The following is a 22,719-nucleotide window of genomic DNA, read 5'->3' as shown; positions in this document are numbered from 1 at the left end:
CTCTAGCAGGGAACGACGCGCGACCAGCCGCGCCTTGCGGCGGCTGCTGCGCGCCGGCCGGCATGGCGGGAGCGCCCTACCCGACCTACCGCTCGCCCAGACGGCATTGCCGTGGGGCGACGAAGCGGCGCTGCACCTCTTGTGGCGCCCCCTGTGCCGCCTTCTGTGCCTTGCTCCGGCCGAAGAGACCCCTCTGCCCCGCTTCGCCCGTCTTCTCGCCGCCGCGCTGGGCGCACGGGCGCACCGCCAGTGGTTCCGCCTGCCGGATTCCTTCGTCGAATGGTTTGCCGTGCCGCTTGCCCGCGCGCTGGGGCGACGCGGCGGCGAGGTGGCGATCGCCGCGCCGGTGCAGTCCCTGGAGCCGGCGGAAGGCGGATGGCGCCTGCCGCAGACCGACGTCCGCCATTTCGATCACGTCGTGCTCGCCGTTCCGCCCCGGGACGCAGCGTCCCTGCTCCGGGGAATCGCCGGGCTCGAAGCGCTGGTCGCACGGCTTTCGAATTGGCCGGAGATCCGGCTCTGGAGCGCGATCACCCCCCATACCACGCACGGATGGTGCTTCACCCCCGAAGCCGATGCTTGGCAAGCGCCGGCGGGCGGTGGCCGCACCGCATTGGCCTGTCTCGCTCCCCCCGGGCCGGAGCGGCTCCTCCCTTTGGGCGAAGAAACGCTCGCGGCGCCATGGTGCGACGAGCGCTTTCCGTTGCCTGCACCTTCTCCCCCGCCCCTGCACCCTTTCCCTGGCCTTTGGCTCGCCGGTGGCTGGATGGCGCCGGAACCGACCCTGCCGGGGGCGGAATCGGCGGCGGCCAGCGGCTGGCGCACGGCCGGGGCGATCCTGCGTCCGGCAACGGCGGCAGGATAGAATCGGGTTTTCGGTTCCGGATTCCTCCATGCCGCGTTTCTCCCGCGACCACTTCCTGCTCCTGCTCGTCGCCGCCATCTGGGGTAGCACCTTCGTCGCGCAGCGCCAGGCAATGGCGACGATGGAGCCTTTCGCCTTCAACGCCGCCCGTTTCGCCCTGGCAGCGGTGGCGCTGCTGCCGCTGTGGTGGGCCCTCGAGCGCCAGCGCCGTGGAGTCTCTCTGAAGCGCTGGCTACGCGCCTCGATCGTGACGGGGACGCTGCTCTTCGCGGGATTCGCCTTCCAGCAGATCGGCCTGACCGAGACGACCGCCGCCAATGCCGCTTTCATTACGGCGAGCTACATCGTCTTCGTTCCTTTGCTCGGATGGCTGCGCGGCGTGCGACCGCCGGCAGCCTTCTGGCCCGGCCTGGCCGCCTGCGTCGCCGGCCTCTACTTTCTGTCGGTGCAGGGGAATCTGGAGGTGCATCGCGGCGACCTCCTCGAGCTCGTCGGCGCGATCTTCTGGTCGGCGCACGTGATCGCCCTGAGCCATTACGGGCGGCACTTGCCGACCGTCGGATTCTCTGCCGGCCAGTTCGCCGTGGCCGCCGTGCTCTCGGGCCTATGCACCCTGCTGTGGGAACAACCGAAGCTGGAGTCGCTCGCCCATACCTGGCTGCCGCTGCTGTGGGCCGGAGTGCTCTCGAGCGCCGTGGCCTTCACCTTGCAGATCCAGGCGCTGCGCACGGTGCGACCCATGCACGCCGTGCTGATCCTCTCGCTCGAGAGCGTCTTCGCCGCGCTGGCAGGCGCCCTGTGGTTGGGCGAGACGATGACTCCGCGCCAGTGGCTCGGAGCGGCGATCCTCCTTGCCGGCATCCTCTGGGCCCAGACGAGGGAACGGGGCCGGGAAGCGGCGGAGCTCACGCGCGCCGAAGCGCACACCCCTCACTGAACGAGTCGCCCCGCATGCATCTTCAAGATACGGTCGCAGCGCCTGGCCAGCGAGACATCGTGCGTGACGAGCACGAGCGTGGTGCCTTCGCGCTCCCGCAAGGCAAACATCAGCTCGATCACCGCCTCGCCGGTGGCGGTGTCGAGGTTGCCGGTAGGCTCGTCGGCCAGGATCACCTTGGGCGAAGTGACGAAAGCGCGCGCCAGCGCCACGCGCTGCTGCTCGCCGCCGGAGAGCGTACGGGGATAATGGTGCAAGCGGTGGGACAATCCCACCCGTTCGAGCCACTGACGGGCCCGCTCCGCGGCCGCGGGCACGCCGTTCAACTCCAGCGGGAGCATGACGTTTTCCAGGGCGGAGAGGGTGGGCAAAAGCTGGAAATTCTGGAAGACGAAACCGATCGTGCGGCCGCGCAGGGCCGCGCGTCCATCTTCGTCCAGAGCAAAGAGCGGCGTTCCATCCAGAAGCACAGCCCCCTCGCTGGGGATATCCAAGCCGGCGAGCAAACCGAGCAAGGTCGATTTCCCCGAGCCGGAGGCCCCGACGATGGCCACCGCTTCGCCCTGCAAAACGGCAAGATCGATTTGGTCGAGGATCACGAGCGGCTCCTCGCCGCGGCGTAAAACGACCTTGCGCAGTTTCTCGGCGCACAATATGGGGGTGACGTTTTTTCCCGGAGTCTCATTGCCCATGTCGATCCTTCCTCCGCGTTTCCACCCAAAGGGTGGTCGATCCATTCCCGCGTTGCTCTTCCTCGCGTTTGCCCTGCTCGCAACGGCTTTACCGGCCAGCGCAGCCACGATTCTCGTCTTCGGCGACAGTCTCTCCGCGGGCTATGGGCTACCGCCGCAAAGCGGCTGGCCCTACCTGCTGCAGCGCCAGCTCGATGCGCTCGAACCTGGAGCACACCGCGTCATCGACGCCAGCGTCTCGGGGGAGACCACGGCCGGGGGAGCCTCCCGCCTGCCGAGGCTGCTCGAACGGCACCGACCCGATGTCGTCGTGCTCGCCCTGGGCGCCAACGATGGCCTGCGCGGCCTGCCGCCGAAAGCGATGGAGACCAATCTCGAGCGCATGATCCTCATGGCCAAACAGTCCGGCTGCGAAGTCGTGCTCGTGGGCATGAGACTGCCCCCCAATCTGGGGCCCGATTACACTGCCGAGTTCGATGCGGTCTATCCGCGCCTCGCAGCCCGTTACCCCGTGCATTTCGTCCCCTTCCTGCTCGAAGCGATCGCGCTCGACCCTGATGCGTTCCAGGAAGACGGGCTGCACCCGGTGCTGGAGGCCGTGCCCAAGCTGTCCCAGACGGTGTGGCCGGCGATCGCCTCGGCGCTGGAAGCGGTGCGCAAACGCGGCGCCGCCTCCGGGCGCTGAAAGCCCTTCAGCGCAGCACGACCCGCGGCACGGGCGACTCGACGATCTCGCCGATCTTCCAGCCGCCCAGCGCCTGGTGCGCCCGGATCTCGGCCATCACCCCTTCGGCCGCTTCTGGCGCGCAGGCGATCAAGAGCCCCCCGCTCGTTTGTGGGTCCGTGAGGAGGGTGCGCCACAGCGCCGCCTCCGCTTCGTCTTCAGTGAGCGCCGACAGATCGACCTCCTCGCCGTAACTCGCCCAGTTGCGCTTGGAGGCCCCGGTGGCCACGCCCTCTTCGGCATATCGCCGCGCACTGGCGAGCACGGGGATCGCCTCCCGGTCGAGCACCGCCGCCACGCCGCTCGCACGGCAGACTTCCAGGAGGTGCCCCGCCAGGCCGAAGCCGGTGACGTCGGTCATGGCGTGCACCGCTTCGCGACTGGCGAGCGCCCGCCCGGCGCGGTTGAGCGTCATCGTCCACAGCCGCATCTCGGCGTATTCGCTGCCGGAGAGCCGCCCCTGCTTGAGCGCCGCCGAGAGGATGCCGATGCCAAGCGGCTTGCTGAGAATGAGGACGTCGCCCGGGCGCGCTCCGCCGTTCGTCTTCACCTGCTCGGGATGCACCACGCCCAATGCCACCAAGCCGTAGATCGGTTCGACCGTGTCGATCGAATGCCCTCCGGCGAGCGGAATGCCCGCCTCACGGCACACGCCCGCGCCGCCCTCCAGGATGCGGGTGATCGCCTCCTCGGGCAGCTTGCCGACCGGCATGCCGACGAGGGCCAGCGCCAAAATCGGCCGCCCGCCCATGGCGTAGACGTCGGAGAGCGCATTGGTGGCGGCGATGCGGCCGAAATCGTAGGGGTCGTCGACCACCGGGGTGAAGAAATCGGTGGTGGCGACGATCGCCAAATCCTCGCGCAGGCGGTAGACTGCCGCATCGTCGCTCGCCTCGGTACCCACGAGCAGCTCTGGCGGACACAACCCGGGAGGCAGCGAACCGAGCAGGCGCTGCAGCACCGCCGGCGCGATCTTGCAGCCGCAACCGCCGCCGTGGGCCCATTCGGTGAGCCGGATGCCGTGCGCCGAAGTGCTTGTTCCTCGTTCCATATATTTGACCTCCTCGAGATCCATGGCTGCCAAAGACAAAGACCGGATTGTACCGCTCGAACGGATGGACGAATTCGACGCGATCATCGACGCACGCTCGCCCGCCGAGTTTCTCGAAGACCACATCCCCGGCGCGATCAACCTGCCAGTGCTCGACGACACCGAACGGCGCATCATCGGCACCATTTACAAGCAGCACTCGGCCTTCGAGGCGCGCCGGCTCGGGGCCGCCTGGGTAGCCAAGAATCTCGCGCGTCACCTGCAGGAACGCCTGCAGCAGCATCCTCCTTCCTGGCGTCCGCTCGTCTACTGCTGGCGCGGCGGGCAGCGCAGCGGCGCCTTCGTCACCTGGCTGCGTATGATCGGCTGGTCGGCGGCGCAGCTGGCGGGCGGCTACAAGACCTATCGCCGCTGGGTGCTGGAGCGGCTCGCCGAGCTGCCGGCGCACTTTTCTTGGCGCGTCATCGCCGGCCCCACCGGCTCGGGCAAGACGCGCGTGCTGCAGGCGCTCGAGCTCCGCGGCCATCAGGTGCTCGACCTCGAAGCCTTGGCGCGTCATCGCGGCTCCATCCTCGGCGCCTGGCCGGGAGGCGAAGCCCAGCCCACGCAAAAAGCCTTCGATACGGCGCTCGTCGCGGCGCTGCGCCGCTTCGACCCTTTCCGGCCCGTCTTCGTCGAAGCCGAGAGCAAGCGCATCGGCCTGGTGCAGCTGCCCGAGGCACTCCACGAAGCAATGCGGCTCGCTCCCATGATCGTGCTCGATACGCCCCAGGAGTGCCGCCTGCAGCTCCTGCTCGAAGACTATGCCTGGCTGGGCGACGAGCCTGAGGCGCTCGCGCGGCGGCTCGAACGCTTCAAAGGGTTCGTCCCGAACGAGACCTTGCGCCGCTGGCAGGAATTCGCCCTTCGCCGCGATCTGGCAACGCTCTTTGCCGAGCTCATTGCCCGGCACTACGATCCCCTCTACCGCCGCTCGCTCGCCCGCCATCCGGAGCTCGTACAGGCGTCCCGGGTACGGCTCACGGGGCTGGACACCGCCGCGCTGGAGGCCACCTGCGGGGAGATCGAGGCGTGGGGATCGGCTTCCGAACTCCTTCCCCGACCGTCTTCGGCCGCCGCCTCGGCCCGCCCTCCTCAAGCGGCGCCGTAGCGCTCGCGCAGGGCCCGCTTGTTGATCTTGCCCACGCTCGTTTTCGGGATTTCCTCGAGGAAGACGATGCGATCGGGCACGGCATAGCGCGAGATTTCCCCTGCCTCGGCGGCGCGCCGCAGCGCCTGGAGGATTTCTTCGGAACTCACCGCCCCCGGTCGGGACGGCACGACAAAGGCCAAGGGGCGCTCCCCCCAGCGCTCGTCGGGTACGCCGATCACCGCCACTTCGGCCACCCCCGGCACCCGAAGGATGTGCCCTTCGATCTCGAGCGAACTGATCCATTCCCCGCCCGATTTGATCACGTCCTTGAGCCGGTCGGTAATGCGCAGGAAGCCGTCGGGGTCGATCACGCCGATGTCTCCCGTGTGCAGCCATCCGCCGCGCCACAGGCGCTCAGAGCCCTCGGGATCGTGCAGGTAGCCCTGGGTGAGCCAGGGCGCGCGCACCACCACTTCCCCGGCACTCTTGCCATCGTGCGGCAGTTCGTTCATCGCCCCATCGACGATGCGCAGCTGCACCAAGGGGATCGGCCGTCCCGTCTTGGCCCGTTGCCGGGCTTGGGCTTCCAGGTCCCACGACAGCATGTCTTCATCGAGGAAGGCCACGGTCAGGATGGGGCAGGTCTCGGACATGCCATAGCCGGTGACGACGTCGATGCCGCGCTCCAAGGCGGACTTGGCCAATGCAGCTGGCAGGGCCGAACCGCCGATGATCACTTTCCAGCCGGACAGATCGGTCGTGGCCGATGCCGGACTCATCAGCAGCATCTGCAAGATGGTAGGCACGCAATGCGAAAACGTCACGCCATGCTCGGTACGCAACTTCAGGAGGCGCTCCGGCACGTAGCGGCCAGGATAGACCTGCTTCAGACCGAGATTCGTCGCCACGTACGGCATGCCCCAGGCGTGGACGTGAAACATGGGCGTGATGGGCATATAGACGTCCCGTTTGTCGAGACGACAGTGCGCCGCAGCGCCCAGCGCGAGCTGGCAGGCGAGCGTGTGCAGCACCAGCTGGCGGTGGCTGAAAAACACCCCTTTGGGCAGGCCCGTAGTGCCGGTGGTATAGAAAGTGGTGGCACGGGTGTCTTCGTCGAGCTCGGGAAAGAGGTAATCCGGCGAAGCCGCCGAGAGCAGCGCCTCATACTCCCCGGCGCAGCGCAAGCCCTGCAAATCTGCCTCGCGAGCCTTTCCTTCGTCGTCGAGCAGCACGACAGCCCTGACGGTGCGCAATTGCCCGGCGATACGCTGCAGCAGCGGCAAGAACTCGACATTGACGAGCAGGATGTCGTCGGCGGCGTGGTTGATCGTATAGACGATCTGCTCCGGCGAAAGGCGCACGTTGACCATGTGCAGCACCGCACCCATCATCGGCACGGCGTAGAAGCATTCGAGATAGCGGTTCGTATCCCAGTCCATGACCCCGACGGTGCTCCCTCGCCCCACCCCGAGTGCGGCAAGGGCATCGGCCAGCCGTCCGACCCGTTCGCGCAATTGCCGGTACGAATGGCATGTCTGGCCATAGACGATCAGGGAGGTAGGGTGATCGGATACCGCCCGTTCGAGCATGTGCCGTATCAGCAAGGGATAGGGATAGGCAGAGGGAGTCCGCTCGGTGCGTGATGTGGCGTCCATGGTTCGGTCCTCTCCAAGGAAAAAATACTTGAAGGGCGGTGACATCTCACCGCCGCGTTCTTGGCGCGAGATTATCAAATAATTTTTATTTTTGCACGCGTAAGCATTTTGTAAGGCTTCCCCTCTAGCCTACGATCTGCAGACCCCTGCAAACGCTTAGGAGGAGAGCACCATGCAAAACGACATCTACGAGCGGATTCGGGCGAATCCGAAGTACCAGCGCCTCGTGCAGGAGCGCGGGCGTTTCGGCTGGATCCTGACGATCCTCATGCTGATCGTCTACTACGGCTACATCGCGCTGATCGCCTTCGACAAGGAGTTCCTCGCCAAGCCCATCGGCACCGGCGTCACCACCCTTGGTATCCCCATCGGCGTCGGTGTCATCCTCTTTGCCATCATCATCACCGGTATCTATGTGCGCCGCGCCAACACCGAGTTCGACGCCCTGACCGAAGAGATCCTCAAGGAGGTGCGCAAATGAGAACGGCGACGAAACTGTGCGGCGCGCTGACGCTGCTCGCAGCCACTGGGGTTGCCTTCGCGGCCGGTGGCGACCTGGGGCAGACCGTCAAGCAGGAGACGAACTGGACCGCGATCATCATGTTCCTGATCTTCGTCGGTCTGACGCTGTGGATCACGAAGTGGGCGGCGGCGCGTACGAAGACGGCGGCGGCTTTCTACACCGCCGGAGGCGGCGTCACCGGGTTCCAGAACGGACTGGCGATCGCCGGCGACTACATGTCCGCGGCCTCCTTCCTCGGCATCTCGGCGGCCATCATGGCCAACGGCTACGACGGGCTGATCTACTCGATCGGTTTCCTGGTCGGCTGGCCGATCATCACCTTCCTGCTCGCCGAGCGGCTGCGCAACCTCGGTCGTTTCACCTTCGCCGACGTGGCGGGCTACCGCTTCCGGCAGGGGCCGATCCGCACCTTCGCCGCCGCCGGTACCCTGGTGGTCGTGGCCTTCTACCTCATCGCGCAGATGGTCGGCGCCGGGCAGCTCATCAAACTGCTCTTCGGCCTGGACTACTGGATGGCCGTGGTGATCGTCGGCGTGCTGATGATGGTCTATGTGCTCTTCGGCGGCATGACCGCCACCACCTGGGTGCAGATCATCAAGGCGTGCCTGCTGCTCGCCGGCGCTTCCTTCATGGCCTTCGCCGTGCTCTTCCACTTCGGCTTCAACGTGGAGGCGATGTTCGCCAAGGCGGTGGAGATCAAGACCAACCTGGCGCTCAATGATCCCAAGGTGGTCGCCAAGGCGGCCGAGCAGGGCAAGGACGTGATGGAGGTGGCGCAAAACGTCGGGCGATCGATCATGGGACCGGGCAACTTCATCAAGGACCCGATCTCGGCGATCTCCTTCGGCATGGCGCTGATGTTCGGCACGGCCGGCCTGCCGCACATCCTCATGCGTTTCTTCACGGTGCCGGATGCCAAGCAGGCGCGCAAATCCGTGCTCTGGGCCACCACCTGGATCGGCTACTTCTACATCCTCACCTTCATCATCGGCTTTGGCGCGATCATCTTCGTGCTCACCGATCCAAGCTTCCTCGACGCCAAGGGCGCGCTCAAGGGCGGTAGCAACATGGCGGCGATCCACCTCGCCAACGCCCTGGGCGGCAACATTTTCCTCGGCTTCATGTCGGCGGTGGCCTTCGCTACCATCCTCGCAGTGGTGGCGGGACTCACCCTGTCGGGCGCCTCGGCCGTGTCGCACGACCTCTACGCCACCCTCTTCAAGGAGGGCAAGGCGGATTCGGCCTCGGAGCTGCGCGTCTCGCGTATCGCCACCCTGTGCCTGGGCGTGGTGGCCGTGCTGCTCGGCATCGCCTTCGAGAAGCAGAACGTCGCCTTCATGGTGTCGCTCGCCTTCGCGGTGGCGGCTTCGGCCAACTTCCCGGTGCTGCTGCTGTCGGTGCTGTGGAAAGACTGCACCACGCGCGGCGCGGTGATCGGCGGCTTCCTCGGCCTGATCGCCTCGGTCGGGCTCACCGTGGTCTCGCCGGCGGTGTGGGAAGACGTGCTCGGCAATCCCAAGGGTTCGGCCTGGTTCCCCTACACCTCGCCGGCGCTCTTCTCCATGCTGGCCGGTTTCCTCGGCACCTGGCTCTTCTCGGTGCTCGACCAGAGCGAACAGGCGAAGAAAGAGCGCGCGGCCTACGCGGCCCAGCGCGTGCGCTCCGAGACCGGCTTCGGCGCGGCGGCGGCTTCAGACCACTGATCGTCCCTACAAGGCAATCCCTTTCACCCCCGGCCCCGTCCGGGGGTTTTTCTACCTCCTCGGCTCCTCCGCCGTCTCCGCCAATGGGCCGTCTGCTTCGGGATCCTCGCCGAGCAGGCCGAGCGGTAGATTCTTCCCTGGCTTGACTCCCAGAGCCTTGAGCGACTCGGCCCGGTGCAGCAGGTTTCCCCTGCCGGCGACGAGCTTTCCCATCGCTTTGTCGTACTCGCTGCGTGCCTGCTCCAGGCGCTGCCCGAGCGCTTGCAAGTCGGTGACGAAGCCGGCGAGTTTGTCGTAGAGCTCGGCGCCGCGTTTGGCGATCTCCTGGGCATTGCGATTCTGCTGCTCCTGGCGCCACAGATGCGCGACCGTACGCACGACGAAGAGCAGGGTCGAGGGGCTCACCAGCAGCACGTTACGCTGCCAGGCGTCCATGAAGAGCTCTTTGTCATGCGTGACGGCGAGCATGAAGGCCGGTTCGATCGGCACGAAGAGCAGCACGAAGTCGAGCGAGGAGACCCCATAGAGCTGCTCGTAGCGCTTCTGCGACAGCCCTTTCATGTGGGTGCGCACCGAGTCGAGATGGCGCTTGAGCGCACCTTGACGCTCGCCGTCGTTCTCGGCGGCGACGTAGGCTTCGTAGGCGTTGAGCGAGACCTTGGCGTCGATGACGAGGTGGCGCCCCTCGGGCAGGCGAATGACGACGTCGGGTTGCAGGCGCCGCCCTTCGCCGTCGGTGTGGGCGACCTGCACCTCGTACTCTTCGCCGCGGCGCAGCCCCGAAGCTTCGAGCACCCGCTCGAGCACGAGCTCTCCCCAGGTGCCTTGGGTCTTGCTCGAGCCCTTGAGGGCTTCGGTGAGCTGCCGCGCTTCACGGCTCAGGGTTTGGTTGAGCGCCATGAGCTGTCGCACCTGCTCGGCGAGCGCGGTGCGATCCTTTCCTTCGGTGACGTAGGCCTCTTCGACCTTGCGCTGGAATTCGGTCAGACGCAGCTTGAGCGGTTCGAGCAAGGCACCCAATTCGTTCTGGTTCTGCTCGGTGAAGCGGCGAGATTTCTCTTCGAGGATGTCGTTGGCCAGATTCTTGAACTGCTCGGTGAGCTGCTGGCGCGCGTCTTCGAGCAAGCGCAGTTTCTCTGCTGCCGCCCGGCGCTCGGCTTCCAGCTCCTGGGCCAGAGCCGCCTGCCGTTCGGCCAGACTCCGGTTTTCTTCCAGTGTCTGCTGCCAGCGGTCCTGTACCTCCGCAAGGCGCTGCTTGGCCTCGGCGAGCCGCTCTTCGAGCCCGGCGCGATGCGCGAGCTCGCCGCGCAGCTGCGCTACCTCCTCGTGCAGCGCGCGGCGCTCTCCTTCGATCGCTTCGATGCGCTGGCGCAATTCGCTCTGCAGGCGCAGCTCGGCCTCCTGGCGCTGAGCGAGCTCGCGCTCGAAGCTCGCCCGCTGGGCCGAGAGCGCCAGACGCGCCCCCAAGAAGGACAAAGCAGCGCCGACGGCTGTGGCCAGCACGATGAGTAGCAAAAAATCCATGACCGGAAACTCCAAAATCCGCCGAAGTGATCTATGATGATACGCGGGTTTACTGGAAGCACAGGAAGCACAGGAGAAGCGAGATGGAAATGAAACGAAACGTCGGCGGCATCGATAAAATCGCGCGCATCGTCGTCGGGGTGGTGCTGATCGTCCTCGCTTTGATGGGTATCGGTACGCCGTGGACGTGGATCGGCGTGCTGCCGCTGGCTACGGGGCTGCTCAACTGGTGCCCGCTGTATACCCTGATCGGCGTCAACACTTGCCAGAAGAAGGAATCCGGCTCCGGTCAGGCCTCCTGAGTTGAGGAGACATCCGTCGAAGCTCAGTCGGCGGATGTCTCTGGCTTCTCGCGCGAGAGCGCATTGGCCAGCCGCACGAAATCGGCCACGGACAGCATCTCGGCGCGCAGACACGCATCGATGCCGGTACGGGAAAAAATCTCGGCCGACGCCAGCGCTTTCAAGGCATTGCGTAGCGTCTTGCGCCGCTGGTTGAATGCTGCGGCCACTACGCGCGCAAACGTGGGGAAGTCGTCCACCTCGTACCTGCCTCGAGGCAACGGGGTGAGGCGCACGATGCTGGAAGTCACTTTCGGCACCGGCACGAACGCGCCCGGCGGCACATCGAAGCACTTGCGCACGGCAAAGCGCAGTTGCAGCATCACCGACAATCGCCCATAGGCAGCGCTGCCCGGCTCGGCCGCCATGCGTTCCACCACTTCCTTTTGCAGCATGAAAGTCATGTCTTTTATGCGATCGGCGTACCCAGCGAGATGGAAGAGGAGCGGCGTCGACACGTTATAAGGCAGGTTTCCCACCACGCGCAGCGGCGCCGGCAAGGTGGCGAAATCGAAGCGCAGGGCATCGCCCTCGATGAGCCGCAGCCGCTCCTCGGGAAAACGCTCCCGCAAGCGGGCGGCGAGATCACGGTCGAGCTCGATGGCCGTGAGATGGCCGGCAGCATTGATGAGCGGCTCGGTGAGCGCGCCGAGTCCGGGGCCGATCTCGACCAGATGCTCGCCGGGTTTCGGGTCGATGGCGGCGACGATGCGCCGGACGATATTGGGATCGCGCAGGAAATTCTGTCCGAAGCGCTTGCGCGCCCGGTGGCCTTGTACTTCGGCGCTCACGTACCGCTTTCTCCTTGGGCAGCAAGGCGCTCCTCGACGGAAGCGAGCAGGCAGGCGAGCGTGACCGCTTCGAAGAGGCTGCCTGGATCGGCGCGCCCGGTTCCGGCCAGATCGAGCGCCGTGCCGTGATCGACCGAGGTGCGGATGAAGGGCAGGCCCAGGGTGACATTGACCCCGTTGCCAAAACTGGCGTATTTGAGCACCGGCAGGCCCTGGTCGTGGTACATGGTGAGCTGCGCGTCGCTGCCGGCGATGACGCGGGGGGTGAAGAGCGTATCGGCGGGCAGAGGGCCGATCAGGGTCATGCCCTCGGCGCGCAGGCGCCCGAGCACCGGAGTGATGACCTCGAGCTCTTCGCGCCCGATGTGGCCGCCCTCGCCGGCGTGCGGATTGAGGCCCGCCACGAGGATGCGCGGCTGCGGGATACCGAAACGTCGGCGCAGATCCCGATCGAGGATGCGCAGCACGGCTTCGAGCCGCTGCGGCGTGACCGCGGCAGGCACTTCGGCGAGCGGCAGATGGGTGGTGACCAGCGCCACGCGCAGCCCCGCGCCCACCAGCATCATCACCACGAGCGGAGTGCCGCTGCGCTCGGCGAGATACTCGGTGTGTCCCGTAAAGGGGTGACCCGCGTCGGCGATGAGGCTTTTCTGGATTGGTGCGGTAACGATGGCGCTGAAAAGGCCGCCGAGCACGCCGTCGATGGCCGTATCGAGCACTTCGAGCACGTAAGGCGCGTTGGCCGGTTCGAGCCGGCCGGGGATGGAAGGCGCGCGCAGCGGCACATGGCGTATCGACAAGGGTGCGGGATCAGCCGGATCGAACTCGGGCAACGACGACACGCCGCGCTCGCGCAGCAACTTCCGGTCGCCGATCAGCACGAGCGGCGCAGGCCACAGACGGTCGGCGAGCCGGGCGCAGAGCTCGGGCCCTACTCCGGCGGGCTCACCGGTGGTGATGGCGATCGGTTTCATTTCGCCTCCAGCGCATCGCGGCGGATCTCGACGAAGGCCTCGGCCCGGATCGTCTGCAACCAGGCATTATAGGCCTGATCCATCTTTTGCCGCCGAAGCAACTGCCGGGCGTAGTTGCGGCGGTAGTCCTCGGAAGCGGTGAGCGGACGGCGTTCCAGCACCTGGATCAGGTGCCAGCCAAAGGGGGTTTTCACCGGCTGGGAAATCTCACCCGGAGCGAGCCGGTTCATCGCTTCTTCGAATTGAGGAACGGTATCGCCGGGGTTGATCCAGCCGAGATCACCGCCCTTGAAGGCGGAGCCGTCGTCGGAGTTGGCCTTGGCGAGCTCGGCGAAATCGACGCCATTGACGATGCGCTCGCGCAGCGCCAGCAATTTGGCCTTGGCTGCCTCGTCGTTGGTGGTCTGGTTGGTACGGGCCAGGATGTGGCGCACGTGGGTCTGCGTCACGTTGCCGGCTTCCGCTTCGATGCGGCGCATCACGTCGGGGTTGTTGGCGAGGAAGTGGTCGACCTCGGCATCGGACACCGTCACCCGCCCTTCCATTTCGCGGTCGCGCAGGCGGGCAATGGTCATCTCGCGGCGAATCTGCTCGCGGAACTGCTCGAAGGTGATGCCGTCGGCGGCGAGCGCCTGTTTGAGGGCATCGAGCGTCATATTGTTGCGCCGGGCGATGTCCTCGATGGCGCGATCGATGGCCGTATCGTCGACGGTGATCCCCATGCGCTTGGCCACCTGCAGCTGCAGTTTCTCCAAAATCATCTGTTCGAGCACCTGCTGGCGCAGCTCGTCCTCGGGGATCTGCACCCCTTGCTTGGCCACTTGCCGCTTGGCACGCACCATGTACTGCTGCAGCTCGGTGGAAGTGATCGGTTCGTTATTGACCACGGCCACGACCCGAGTGAGCTCGGCGGCAGCGGTAGATCCTGCCCACAGCGCGAGCAGCAATAGCGCAGAGCGAAAAACCGCCCCGAGCAGCGGAAGCGAGCGTCGTTTCACTGCCATCACATTCCTCCTGCGGATCCGAACAGGGTGCTGGTGGCGGTAGGCGAGATCTTGCCGTAACCCGGCACCGAGCGGCGCAGCAGCGTCTCGGGGCTCGAGCCGAGGCTCCCCAGGCCCGTGAGCTCGAGCTGCACGAAAAAGGCGGTGTTGTTGTCGTTCTCCGACAAGGCGTAGCGGTGGAAGACGGTTCGCAGCACCCAGCAGCCGCCATCGTACTCGAGGCCGAGGATGGCCTCGGTGAGGCGCTCTTCGAGAATCGAGCGGCTCAGGCGCCCCACGCCAACCCAGCCACGGGCAAGCGGCCACTGCGCCCCGATTCCCACGTCTTCGAGCAGATCGCGCGTATAACGGTAGTCGAGATTGAGCACCCGCGCGAATCCGGCCTGATAACGCACCCCGGCGTTGAAGCGCTGCGTCAGGTCTTCGCTGGGGTTGTATTGCCAGAACGATTTGAACTGCATCCGGCGGGTGAGATGCACATCGGCCTCGCCAAGGACATCGGTGCGCCGGTCGACGATGGGGCTCTCGTCGGGCATGAGCACCTCCGGCGTCTCGAAATAATAGCGTTGACCCAGCGTGAGCCGCAGGCGTTCCCAGCCGGTGTCCGATTCCAGGAGACGGGTGGTCGCCGCCACCGTGACCTGGTCGGCATCGGAGATGCGGTCGTCGCCCACGTAGCGGTTCGGATAAAAAATCTGGGCAAAACCGTAGCCGAAGCGCGCCGTGTCGAAGAGCGGGATGTCATCCTGGCGGCGATAGGGGGTTTTCACGTAGTAGATGCGCGGCTCCAGGGTCTGGAGCCAGTCACGACCGAAGAAGCTCGCGTCGCGCTCGAAGGCGAGCCCCATGTCGAGCGAGGCGATCGGAACGCTGCGATCGATGGACGTGCGCCCCCCCGCCAGGGCCGGCTGATCCAGGTCATAGCTCGTGTAGTGCCACTGCAGGCTCGGTTCGAAATGCCACCAGCTACGATATATGGGTAAAGAGATGGAAGGGTTGAGCACGGCTCGGTCGCCATCGACCCAGTTCATGCCGTAATCGCCGCGCTGGCCGGCGTCGTCGTGACGGAACTGGGTGTAGAGCGTGCGCAGCTTGAACTCGAGCCCACCCGGCAATTCGACGGGCTGGTGCCACAAGGAAAACTCCGGCAGGCGCCGGTAGGGTTCGCTCACCTCCCGGTCGATCGTCTGATACTGCTGCATCAGCAAAGACCCACCCCAGCCCGAGGAATTCTGATAATTCAGCACCCCCTGCTGCACGAGATGGGCAGTGGAGGAAAGCTCGATGCGGTTGCTCAGATCGTTGAAATAGTCTTTGTCGCTGACACGGTTGAAATCCAGCCCATAGGACCATTCCGGGCCGAGGCTTTGCTGGTGTTGAAATGAGGCGAGCGCCCGGTTGCGTTCGGCCTCGCGGTCATCGGGCAGGACCTCGGCGCGAATCTGCCCTTGGTAGGAAGGCGTGAGGTAGCGGTATTCGCCCCCCAGCTGGAGGCCGCGCCGCGCGATCGCCCTCGTGGTCAAGGTCGCGTCGTAGTTGGGCGCGAGGTTGAAATAGTACGGCACGGCCACGTCGAAGCCAGAATTGGTCGACATGCCGACGCTGGGGGTGAGGAAACCGGACTTGCGCTCCCGCCCCAACGGAAATTCCGCATAAGGTGCAGCTAGGATCGTCGCGCCGTGGAACACCAGCGCCATGTTTCGCGCCTGGGCCTGGTTGCGGTCGTAGTCGAGCTTGAGCTCGTCGGCCCTCACGTACCAGGCCGGGTCGGGCGCCGCGCAGCTCGTCCAGGTGCCATTGAGCAGGCGGTAGCGGTTCTCTCCTTCGAAGAAGAGTTTCTCGCCGGCACCGTGGCCCGCGCGGCTCTGCTCCTTGACGTTCTCCGGCGGGTCGTAGCGATAGACCGGCTGCTCGATCTCGCCTTCCTTGGCGGTGACGTAGAGTCGGCCGCGAGGTCCTTCGACCTGAAAGCCCTTGGCCGTGTCCTGGATGAAAAGATTCCCCTCGCCGCTCGCCTCGTCGGTGAGCTCGTCGAAGCGCAGGCGATCGCCTTGAATGCGGATGTTGTCGCGCACGAGGATGGCGTTGCCCACGGCTTCGACGGCGGCGCCCCGCTCGCCGCGGATCTCGTCGGCCTCGACGATCGTTCCCTGGGGCAGGAGGGGGATCTCGACGCCGCTCGCCGTGTCGGTGGAGAGGCGGATACGGGGGGGTTCCTGCGGTTGAGCCACTCTTGGCCCGGCAGGGGGCGAAGGAGCCGGAACCGTTCCCGCTGGCGCCTGGGTTGAAGCCGCAGCAGGGGCAGCTGGCGAAGCGGCGGCCGGCGCTTGCGCCGGCTCGGCTGCGGATGGAGTCGCTTGCTGCCGTGCAGAGGGAACGGCTTGGGGTGCGCCGGCCGGAGGCAAAGGCTGGGCGCTTCCTCCCGCAGGCGAAGGAACGACGGTGACCGTAGCGCCGGAAGGCGATGTGGCGGGCGAGGCGGAGGGCGCAGGCGCAGGCTTGGGCGCCGGCGGCAGGCCGAGGAGCTCCGGTTTCACGGGCAAGGGCGGCAAGGGCTGAGCGACCGCCTTGGCGCAGGGTAGGCTCCAGGCCAAGAATACCGCTGCCCAGGCGAGCAAGGCGAAATTTTCCCCGTCACGCAAAATCCTACTCCCCGGAAGTCACGGGCGTGCAGCCTCGGCTTTGTTAAAATCGTCCGCCATTGTACCGCAAGGAACTCTCCCTCATGGATCGATTCGCGCGCCTGTGCCATTGGCTGGCCGATCTGGGCATTGCCGCCGAACCACGGCCGGCGAGCGCCGACGCGAGTTTTCGCCGCTACTGGCGTGTGGCGCTCCCCGAAGGCGGCACGCGCATCGTTATGGACGCTCCGCCCGAAAAAGAGCCGCTCGCCCCCTGGCTCGCCGTACAGCGTCTGTTGTACGGGGCCGGCATCACCGTGCCGCGCCTCGAATCGGTCGACGCGGCCGAAGGATTCGTGCTGATGGAGGATTTCGGCGATCTCCCCTACGCCGGCAACGTTTCCCCAGAATCCGCCCACGAGCGCTACGCCCAGGCTCTGGGGGTGCTCGCGGCGATGCAAGCCCTGACGCGCCCGGATTGGCTGCCGGAATACGACCGGGAAAAACTGCTCGCCGAGCTGCGGCTCTTCCCCGAATGGTACCTGCGCCGCCACCTGGGCGTGACCCTCGCGCCGAGCGAAGAAGCGATGCTCGAACGGCTCTTCGAGGCGTTGGTCGCGCGGGCGCTCGCGCAACCGCGGGTCTTCGTGCATCGCGACTACCACGGCCGCAACCTGATGCTGCTCGACGATGGCCGCGGTCCGGGCGTGCTCGATTTCCAGGACGCGGTCTGGGGCCCCATCACCTATGACGCGGTCTCGCTCTTCAAGGATGCCTATGTCGATCTGACCGAGGAATTCGCGCTCGATCTGCTGGTGCGCTACTGGCAGGTAGCCAGGAAACTCGGGCTGCCGATCCACACGGAATTCGAAGCGTTCTATACCGACTACGAATGGATGGGCGTGCAGCGCCACCTCAAGGTGTTGGGCATCTTCGCGCGACTCGCGCATCGCGACGGCAAGACGCGCTACCTCGAAGACCTGCCGCGCGTACGCCGCCATCTGCTGCTCACGAGCCGCCGCTACGGGGAACTCGCCCCCTTGCGCCGGCTCCTCGAACGGTTGCATCCCGAGGAACTGGCCGTTGGCTACACATTCTGAGGGTTTCGCGGCCATGGTACTCGCCGCCGGACGCGGCGAGCGCCTGCGCCCGATCACCGACACCTGCCCCAAGCCGCTCGTGGAAGTAGGCGGCAAGGCGCTCATCGACCACTGGCTCGAGCGGCTCGCCGAGGCCGGTTGCAGCCGCGCCGTGGTCAATCCCTGCTGGCTCGGCGAGCGCATCGTCGCCCACCTGGGGCAGCGGCGAAGAAGCACGATGGAACTTCTCTTCAGCCCGGAGCCGGCACCCGGCCTGGAGACGGCCGGAGGCGTGCGCCAGGCGCTGCCCCTGCTCGATGCCGAGTCGTTTCTCGTCGTCAATGCCGACGTCTACTGCCCGCTCGACGTGGCCGCCTTCGTGCGCCGTGCCCGGCAGCGGCTCGAATCCGGGTTCCTGGCGCACCTGCTGCTCGTCCCCAATCCGGCGCACCGTCCCCAGGGAGACTTCGCCTTGGGGGAGGATGCGATGGTGTATCCTGATGCGCAGGAGGCGCGCGGCACTGCACTCACCTTCGCCGGCATCGGCTTTTACCGCGCCGAGCTTTTTCGGCCCCTGCCGGCTGGGGTGCGCACGCCAATGGCGCCGCTCTTGCGCGCGGCGATGCGCGCGGGCAAGGTGAGCGGCGAGCGCCACGACGGCCTATGGGTCGATGTTGGCACCCCCGAGCGCCTGGAAGCATTGCGCCGCCAACTGCCGGCGGCGAACGAGGAGAAGGCATGAATCCGGATTTTCCCGTCGGCCGTTACCACGAAGACCTGAGCGCCTTCGCCAAACGCCGCGCGAGCCTGCTGACACAGCTCGAGGCCGCCGGCGGCGGGGCGCTGCTACTGCCCACCGCCCCTGAGCGCATCCGCAACGGCGGCACCGCCTACCCCTACCGTTTCGACAGCGACTTCTACTATCTCACCGGCTACCTCGAGCCGGATGCCTGGCTGCTGCTTCGCACCCATGAATCGCCGCGCAGCGTGCTCTTTTGCCGCGACCGCGATCCGGAAAAGGAACTGTGGGAAGGCCGCCGTCTGGGGGTAGCCGCCGTACCCCAGGCGTTGGGGCTGGAAGCGGCGTTTCCGCTTGCCGAGCTCGACGCGAAACTGCCGGAACTCCTCGCCGGAGCTCCGGCGCTGTGGCTGCCGCTCGCGGAGAACGAGGAGATCGACGCCCGGCTGCGCCGCCTGCTGGCGGCCCTGCGCACCAAGGCCCGGCTCGGCCCGCCAGCGCCAGACACGCTACACGACGCCCGCGCGCTCATCGCCCGCATGCGCCGCGTCAAGGACGCCTTCGAGCTCGAGCTGATGCAGCGCAGTGCGACGATCGCCGCTCATGCCCACCGCCGCGCCATGCGTGTCTGCCGGCCAGGACTGCACGAATACGCGCTGGAAGCGGAGCTCATCGCCGAATTCCGCCGCCACGGCGCCCAAGGCCCCTCCTACCCCTCCATCGTCGCCGGCGGCGCCAACGCCTGCATCCTGCACTACACCGACAACCGCGCGCGGCTACAGGCAGGCGAACTGGTGCTCATCGACGCAGGCTGTGAATACGACGGCTACGCTTCCGACATCACCCGCACCTTCCCCGTCGACGGGCGCTTCCGTCCGCCGCAGCGCCTGCTCTACGACCTCGTGCTCGCGGCGCAGGAAGCGGCGATCGCCACGATCCGCCCCGGCGCCACCTTCGACGACCCCCATCAGGCCGCGGTGCGCGTACTCACTCAAGGGCTGCTCGACTTGGGGCTCCTCTCCGGTTCGCTCGACGAGGCGCTCGAACGACAGACCTACAAGCGCTTCTACATGCATCGCACCGGTCACTGGCTGGGGCTGGACGTGCACGACGCCGGCCCCACCCATGAGAACGGCCAGCCGGTGACGCTCGTACCCGGCATGGTGCTCACAGTCGAGCCGGGGCTCTACGTGCCCGAGGCCGACGACGTGCCGCGCGATTTCTGGAACCTCGGTATCCGCATCGAAGACGACGCCCTCGTGACCGAGAAGGGGTGCCGGCTCCTCACGCGCGACGTGCCCGTCGCGGCCGAGGCGATCGAAGCGCTGATGCAGCACGGCGGGAGTGACGCACGATGAACCTCCAGAATCCAGGCGCATCCTCGTTTCGAGAGCCAGGAGAGCATCCGCAGGCGATTGCCCCGCGCTCATCCGATCATGACGTGGCCATCGTCGGCGCCGGCCCCGTCGGGCTGACGCTCGCCCTGTGGCTGCATGAACTCGGCCGAGACACCGTGGTGTTCGACGCCCGCCCGCGCACGCGCCTTGCCGACGATGCTCGGGTGCTGGCGCTGTCGCTGGGCACCTGGCGCCAGTTCGAGCGGCTGGGGCTCGCCCGGCTGCTGCCGGCCACGCCGATTCGCACCATTCACGTCTCGCAGCACGGTTTCGGCCGCGTGCGGCTGGACGCGAAAACGCTGGGAGTGCCTTTCTTCGGTACGGTCGTGCGCGCGGCCGATCTCATCGCGGCGCTGATCGAGGCGGCACAGACACGCGGCATCCCGCTGCTGGACGGGACGCCAGTCGAGACGAGCGAAGTCCAGGGCGAGCGCATCGCCCTCGGCACGCCCAGAGGCGTCTTCCTCGCCCGGCTCTGCGCCCGTGCCGAGGGGCGATTGTCTGGCGAGACGTCGGACGTCGTCTCGCACGACTACGGCCAGAGCGCCCTCATCGGCTGGGTGCACGCCGAGGGGCTCGCGCCGGAGAGCGCCGTCGAACGCTTCACGCCGCAAGGGCCGGCGGCGCTCCTGCCCGATCACGGTCAGTGGACCTTTGTCCATGTGCTGCCGCACGGCGAGGCCGGACAGGCCGCCGCCCTGCCCGATGCGGCCTATCTCGAGCGCCTCGAGCGCGCCTTCGGCAACCGCTGGCGGCTGGGTGGGATCCACGGCCGCGCCGCCTACCCCCTGGTGCTGCGCTGGCGCCGCCGGCCGGTGGCCGAGCGTACCGTGTGGCTGGGCAACGCGGCCCAGACCCTGCACCCGGTGGCAGGCCAGGGCTTCAACCTCGCCGCCCGCGACGTCGGCACGCTGGTGGAACTGCTGCGCGAGGCCGACGACCCCGGCAGCGCCTGGACGCTCGAGCGCTACGCCCGGCGCCGCACCCCCGACCGGCGGCTCACCATCGGCCTCACCGACGGCTTCGCACGCGGATTCCTGCCTCGAGAAGGTTTGATCCCGCTCGCACGCGGCGCTGCCCTCTTCGCACTCGATGCCTGCCTGCCGCTCAAAGCGCGCTTCGCGCAGCAGATGATGTTCGGGTGGCGATGATCACTCGCAGGCAGCCAAGGTCTTGCGTCCAATCACCGCGTGTCCTCGCAGCCGAGCAATGCCGCCGCTTCGCACCCCAATTCGCCTAACGGCGCCTCCGCATGGCCCCGAGCGCCGGCACTGGATTGAGGCGCGCTAGCGGCCGCAGTGATACACTGACATCCTTGCCGGCGCTTGCCTCTCACGAACGATGCCTTCCTCTCCCGTCGATCTCGCCAAAGAAACCCTCCTGCGCCTGGCGCAGCTGCAGCAGCCGCCCACCCCAGAGAACTACACCCGCATCTATTGCGAACTCGCCGGGGAACCGGAGCTGCTACCACCGCGGCTCGTGCGCTTGCTCGAGCTGGTCGTGGCCAAACTCCCCCGCACGGGAGAGCGGACCTGCGCCGCACTCGCGCGCGCAAGGGATCACCTCAAGCGCAATGAGACGGCACAGGCTCTGGCTGACGTCGAAGAAGCCTTGCTCGCCCTGCCTCCAGCCCACGAAACGGAGGTTTCGTGGGTCCCCCTGATCCGCCGGCTGATCGACGCCTGGGAGCACGCCGCCCCTGGATGGACGCCGGAGCGCAAACTCCATGCCTTGGAGACGATTCTCGAGGAGGGACAGAGTCGTTGGCTCCCACGGCGGCTCGAGCGCTTCATCGCTGGACTGCGCCAGCCGCCCGGAGAAACGTCCTCCGCCCCGGCTGCTGCCCCAGAGATCGACACGGCCGCCCTCACGGGAGCGCTGCTCGAGCTGCTCGCCCATACCATGCACGCGCTCGAGCTCGTCGGCGGCGACAACGACGGCATTCGAGCCGAGTTAGGCCGTCTGCGCCACGAACTCCTCCAGCCGGCCACGGACCTCACGCCTCAGGTGGTGCGCCTACTGCAGGAACGGCTCGACGCCCTGCTCGACCCTTTGCAGTGCACCCTCGAGCGCAAGCGCGCAGCCGAGGCCGAACTCAAACGCCTGCTGGCCGATTTCCTCTCCCAGCTGGGGCAGATGAGCCGGGAGACCGAGCAGTACCAGTCCCAACTGCAGCAGGCGGCCGTGGCCATCGAACAGGCCGACGATCTCGCCTCCGTCGCGGGCGAGCTCCGCACCCTGCTGCAGGCGACGCGCCACATGAGCGAGACCACCCGCCAGGCGCGCGAAGCGCTCGAACGCACCCGCCGCGAAGCCGAGGATGCCGATGCCAAGGTGCGCGCACTGGAAGCGCAGCTGCAGGCGCTCAACGAGCAACTCGTGCGCGACCCTCTCACCGGCCTTTATAACCGAAACGGCCTGGAAGCCGCCTTTTCCCGGGCGATCGAGGCACTACGTCAGGGGGGCATCCCTTCGCTCACGCTGGGCGTGATCGATCTCGACGACTTCAAGCGCATCAACGACCTCTTCGGCCACCAGGCCGGCGACGATTCCCTCAAATTCCTCGCCAAGATCGCCCGAAAGCACTTGCGCGAACAAGACGTCATCGGCCGCTACGGCGGGGAAGAATTCGTCGTCCTCTTGCCGGGCGCGAGCGCCGAGACCTCTGCCGAGATCCTGCGCCGGCTGCAGCGCATCCTCACGCGCGAGATCTTCTTCCAGGACGATCGCCATCGCGTCGTCACCTTCAGCGCCGGCGTCGCCGACGTCCGCCCCGAAGACACGTGGGAGAGCGCCTTCGATCGCGCCGACCAGGCGATGTACCACGCCAAGCGCGCCGGCAAGAACCGCGTCTTCGTCGCCGACACCTGAAGCTCACCCCGCGGTATACTTCCCACCTGATGGATAGACCCCCGTTTCGACGTGCGACCGAGGGCGGGCGCACGCATCCAACCGTTCTGGAGAGCT

At 66.8% G+C, this 22,719-nt stretch carries 20 protein-coding genes; 12 read left to right on the top strand and 8 right to left on the bottom strand.

All coding sequences use genetic code 11. The annotated features are described in order from the left end of the window. Both OA56_RS03215 and OA56_RS03210 read left to right on the top strand, forming a co-directional pair. On the top strand, positions 1 to 865 hold an 865-nt coding region (locus tag OA56_RS03215), incomplete at its 5' end, for a hypothetical protein (RefSeq protein WP_461583397.1). Between the two features lie 28 nt (positions 866 to 893). Next, a complete protein-coding gene (locus OA56_RS03210; protein WP_170210802.1) occupies positions 894 to 1,802 on the top strand; it encodes a DMT family transporter in 909 nt (302 codons plus the stop codon). Here OA56_RS03210 and OA56_RS03205 read toward each other — a convergent pair. Beyond that, positions 1,796 to 2,494 carry an ABC transporter ATP-binding protein gene (locus OA56_RS03205; RefSeq protein ID WP_055422800.1) on the bottom strand — a complete coding sequence of 233 codons (699 nt, stop codon included), beginning with the start codon at positions 2,492 to 2,494 and terminating at the stop codon, positions 1,796 to 1,798. The two genes, OA56_RS03210 and OA56_RS03205, sit on opposite strands and share 7 nt — an antisense overlap. On the opposite strand from OA56_RS03205, the gene OA56_RS03200 reads away from it, so the two are divergent. Beyond that, positions 2,493 to 3,179, top strand: coding sequence for an arylesterase (locus tag OA56_RS03200; RefSeq protein WP_082438342.1), 687 nt, complete (start codon positions 2,493 to 2,495; stop codon positions 3,177 to 3,179). The genes OA56_RS03205 and OA56_RS03200 overlap by 2 nt on opposite strands. 7 nt (positions 3,180 to 3,186) lie before the next feature. Here the strand turns inward: OA56_RS03200 and selD are convergent, their stop codons facing one another. Beyond that, positions 3,187 to 4,269 carry a selenide, water dikinase SelD gene (gene selD, locus OA56_RS03195; RefSeq protein ID WP_055422973.1) on the bottom strand — a complete coding sequence of 361 codons (1,083 nt, stop codon included), beginning with the start codon at positions 4,267 to 4,269 and terminating at the stop codon, positions 3,187 to 3,189. A gap of 22 nt (positions 4,270 to 4,291) precedes the next feature. Here selD and mnmH point away from each other — a divergent pair, with 22 nt between their 5' ends. Then, entirely contained in the window at positions 4,292 to 5,419 is a 1,128-nt protein-coding gene (gene mnmH, locus OA56_RS03190; RefSeq protein ID WP_461583394.1) for a tRNA 2-selenouridine(34) synthase MnmH, read from the top strand. On the opposite strand, the gene OA56_RS03185 is transcribed toward mnmH, so the two are convergent. After that, positions 5,404 to 7,056, bottom strand: coding sequence for a fatty acid--CoA ligase (locus tag OA56_RS03185; RefSeq protein ID WP_461583392.1), 1,653 nt, complete (start codon positions 7,054 to 7,056; stop codon positions 5,404 to 5,406). The two genes, mnmH and OA56_RS03185, sit on opposite strands and share 16 nt — an antisense overlap. Before the next feature lie 172 nt (positions 7,057 to 7,228). Here OA56_RS03185 and OA56_RS03180 point away from each other — a divergent pair, with 172 nt between their 5' ends. Together OA56_RS03180 and OA56_RS03175 are read left to right on the top strand one after the other, a co-directional pair. Then, positions 7,229 to 7,537, top strand: coding sequence for a DUF485 domain-containing protein (locus OA56_RS03180; protein ID WP_055422803.1), 309 nt, complete (start codon positions 7,229 to 7,231; stop codon positions 7,535 to 7,537). Beyond that, complete coding sequence (locus OA56_RS03175; RefSeq protein ID WP_055422804.1) at positions 7,534 to 9,282, top strand: cation acetate symporter; 1,749 nt, start codon at positions 7,534 to 7,536, stop codon at positions 9,280 to 9,282. Before OA56_RS03180 ends, OA56_RS03175 begins: the two co-directional genes overlap by 4 nt. Before the next feature lie 51 nt (positions 9,283 to 9,333). Here the strand turns inward: OA56_RS03175 and OA56_RS03170 are convergent, their stop codons facing one another. Further along, on the bottom strand, positions 9,334 to 10,806 hold the full coding sequence (locus OA56_RS03170) for a DNA recombination protein RmuC (protein ID WP_461583389.1): 1,473 nt from the start codon (positions 10,804 to 10,806) through the stop codon (positions 9,334 to 9,336). 89 nt (positions 10,807 to 10,895) lie between these two features. Between OA56_RS03170 and OA56_RS03165 the strand changes: the two genes are divergently transcribed. Then, complete coding sequence (locus OA56_RS03165; protein WP_055422975.1) at positions 10,896 to 11,108, top strand: YgaP family membrane protein; 213 nt, start codon at positions 10,896 to 10,898, stop codon at positions 11,106 to 11,108. 23 nt (positions 11,109 to 11,131) lie between these two features. Here OA56_RS03165 and rsmA read toward each other — a convergent pair whose 3' ends face one another. Genes rsmA through OA56_RS03145 form a run of 4 tightly spaced genes read right to left on the bottom strand, consistent with a single transcriptional unit; the run spans position 11,132 to position 16,147 of the window. Beyond that, positions 11,132 to 11,938 carry a 16S rRNA (adenine(1518)-N(6)/adenine(1519)-N(6))-dimethyltransferase RsmA gene (gene rsmA / locus OA56_RS03160; RefSeq protein ID WP_461583387.1) on the bottom strand — a complete coding sequence of 269 codons (807 nt, stop codon included), beginning with the start codon at positions 11,936 to 11,938 and terminating at the stop codon, positions 11,132 to 11,134. Next, the gene (gene pdxA / locus OA56_RS03155; protein WP_461583385.1) at positions 11,935 to 12,912 is read right to left on the bottom strand and encodes a 4-hydroxythreonine-4-phosphate dehydrogenase PdxA; all 978 of its coding nucleotides are present in this window, start codon (positions 12,910 to 12,912) and stop codon (positions 11,935 to 11,937) included. The genes rsmA and pdxA overlap by 4 nt, the downstream gene beginning before the upstream one ends. Further along, entirely contained in the window at positions 12,909 to 13,916 is a 1,008-nt protein-coding gene (locus OA56_RS03150) for a peptidylprolyl isomerase (RefSeq protein ID WP_461583383.1), read from the bottom strand. The genes pdxA and OA56_RS03150 overlap by 4 nt, the downstream gene beginning before the upstream one ends. Then, a complete protein-coding gene (locus tag OA56_RS03145) occupies positions 13,916 to 16,147 on the bottom strand; it encodes an LPS-assembly protein LptD (protein ID WP_461583381.1) in 2,232 nt (743 codons plus the stop codon). The genes OA56_RS03150 and OA56_RS03145 overlap by 1 nt, the downstream gene beginning before the upstream one ends. A 494-nt stretch (positions 16,148 to 16,641) precedes the next feature. Here OA56_RS03145 and OA56_RS03140 point away from each other — a divergent pair, with 494 nt between their 5' ends. The 5 genes from OA56_RS03140 to OA56_RS03120 all read left to right on the top strand — a co-directional run bounded on the left by OA56_RS03140 (position 16,642) and on the right by OA56_RS03120 (position 22,623). Beyond that, entirely contained in the window at positions 16,642 to 17,637 is a 996-nt protein-coding gene (locus OA56_RS03140; RefSeq protein ID WP_055422811.1) for an aminoglycoside phosphotransferase family protein, read from the top strand. Between the two features lie 13 nt (positions 17,638 to 17,650). Beyond that, entirely contained in the window at positions 17,651 to 18,358 is a 708-nt protein-coding gene (gene murU, locus OA56_RS03135) for an N-acetylmuramate alpha-1-phosphate uridylyltransferase MurU (protein ID WP_461583399.1), read from the top strand. Next, the gene (locus OA56_RS03130; protein WP_141056210.1) at positions 18,355 to 19,713 is read left to right on the top strand and encodes an aminopeptidase P N-terminal domain-containing protein; all 1,359 of its coding nucleotides are present in this window, start codon (positions 18,355 to 18,357) and stop codon (positions 19,711 to 19,713) included. The genes murU and OA56_RS03130 overlap by 4 nt, the downstream gene beginning before the upstream one ends. Positions 19,714 to 19,796: 83 nt before the next feature. Continuing rightward, positions 19,797 to 20,903, top strand: coding sequence for an FAD-dependent monooxygenase (locus OA56_RS03125; protein WP_461583378.1), 1,107 nt, complete (start codon positions 19,797 to 19,799; stop codon positions 20,901 to 20,903). Positions 20,904 to 21,093: 190 nt separating this feature from the next. After that, a complete protein-coding gene (locus tag OA56_RS03120; protein WP_461583376.1) occupies positions 21,094 to 22,623 on the top strand; it encodes a GGDEF domain-containing protein in 1,530 nt (509 codons plus the stop codon). The last annotated feature ends 96 nt before the right edge of the window (positions 22,624 to 22,719 follow it).

This window comes from Tepidiphilus sp. HLB4, from assembly GCF_054823945.1.
This window is presented reverse-complemented; position numbering and strand designations above follow the sequence as displayed.

What these genes read in the sequence shown, in the direction of transcription:
- OA56_RS03210 (WP_170210802.1), top strand. Translation starts at nt 894, where the DNA reads ATGCCGCGTTTCTCCCGCGACCACTTCCTGCTCCTGCTCGTCGCCGCC.
- OA56_RS03200 (WP_082438342.1), top strand. Translation starts at nt 2,493, where the DNA reads ATGTCGATCCTTCCTCCGCGTTTCCACCCAAAGGGTGGTCGATCCATT.
- OA56_RS03205 (WP_055422800.1), bottom strand. Translation starts at nt 2,494, where the DNA reads ATGGGCAATGAGACTCCGGGAAAAAACGTCACCCCCATATTGTGCGCC.
- selD (WP_055422973.1), bottom strand. Translation starts at nt 4,269, where the DNA reads ATGGAACGAGGAACAAGCACTTCGGCGCACGGCATCCGGCTCACCGAA.
- mnmH (WP_461583394.1), top strand. Translation starts at nt 4,292, where the DNA reads ATGGCTGCCAAAGACAAAGACCGGATTGTACCGCTCGAACGGATGGAC.
- OA56_RS03185 (WP_461583392.1), bottom strand. Translation starts at nt 7,056, where the DNA reads ATGGACGCCACATCACGCACCGAGCGGACTCCCTCTGCCTATCCCTAT.
- OA56_RS03180 (WP_055422803.1), top strand. Translation starts at nt 7,229, where the DNA reads ATGCAAAACGACATCTACGAGCGGATTCGGGCGAATCCGAAGTACCAG.
- OA56_RS03175 (WP_055422804.1), top strand. Translation starts at nt 7,534, where the DNA reads ATGAGAACGGCGACGAAACTGTGCGGCGCGCTGACGCTGCTCGCAGCC.
- OA56_RS03170 (WP_461583389.1), bottom strand. Translation starts at nt 10,806, where the DNA reads ATGGATTTTTTGCTACTCATCGTGCTGGCCACAGCCGTCGGCGCTGCT.
- OA56_RS03165 (WP_055422975.1), top strand. Translation starts at nt 10,896, where the DNA reads ATGAAACGAAACGTCGGCGGCATCGATAAAATCGCGCGCATCGTCGTC.
- pdxA (WP_461583385.1), bottom strand. Translation starts at nt 12,912, where the DNA reads ATGAAACCGATCGCCATCACCACCGGTGAGCCCGCCGGAGTAGGGCCC.
- OA56_RS03150 (WP_461583383.1), bottom strand. Translation starts at nt 13,916, where the DNA reads ATGGCAGTGAAACGACGCTCGCTTCCGCTGCTCGGGGCGGTTTTTCGC.
- OA56_RS03140 (WP_055422811.1), top strand. Translation starts at nt 16,642, where the DNA reads ATGGATCGATTCGCGCGCCTGTGCCATTGGCTGGCCGATCTGGGCATT.
- murU (WP_461583399.1), top strand. Translation starts at nt 17,651, where the DNA reads ATGGTACTCGCCGCCGGACGCGGCGAGCGCCTGCGCCCGATCACCGAC.
- OA56_RS03130 (WP_141056210.1), top strand. Translation starts at nt 18,355, where the DNA reads ATGAATCCGGATTTTCCCGTCGGCCGTTACCACGAAGACCTGAGCGCC.
- OA56_RS03120 (WP_461583376.1), top strand. Translation starts at nt 21,094, where the DNA reads ATGCCTTCCTCTCCCGTCGATCTCGCCAAAGAAACCCTCCTGCGCCTG.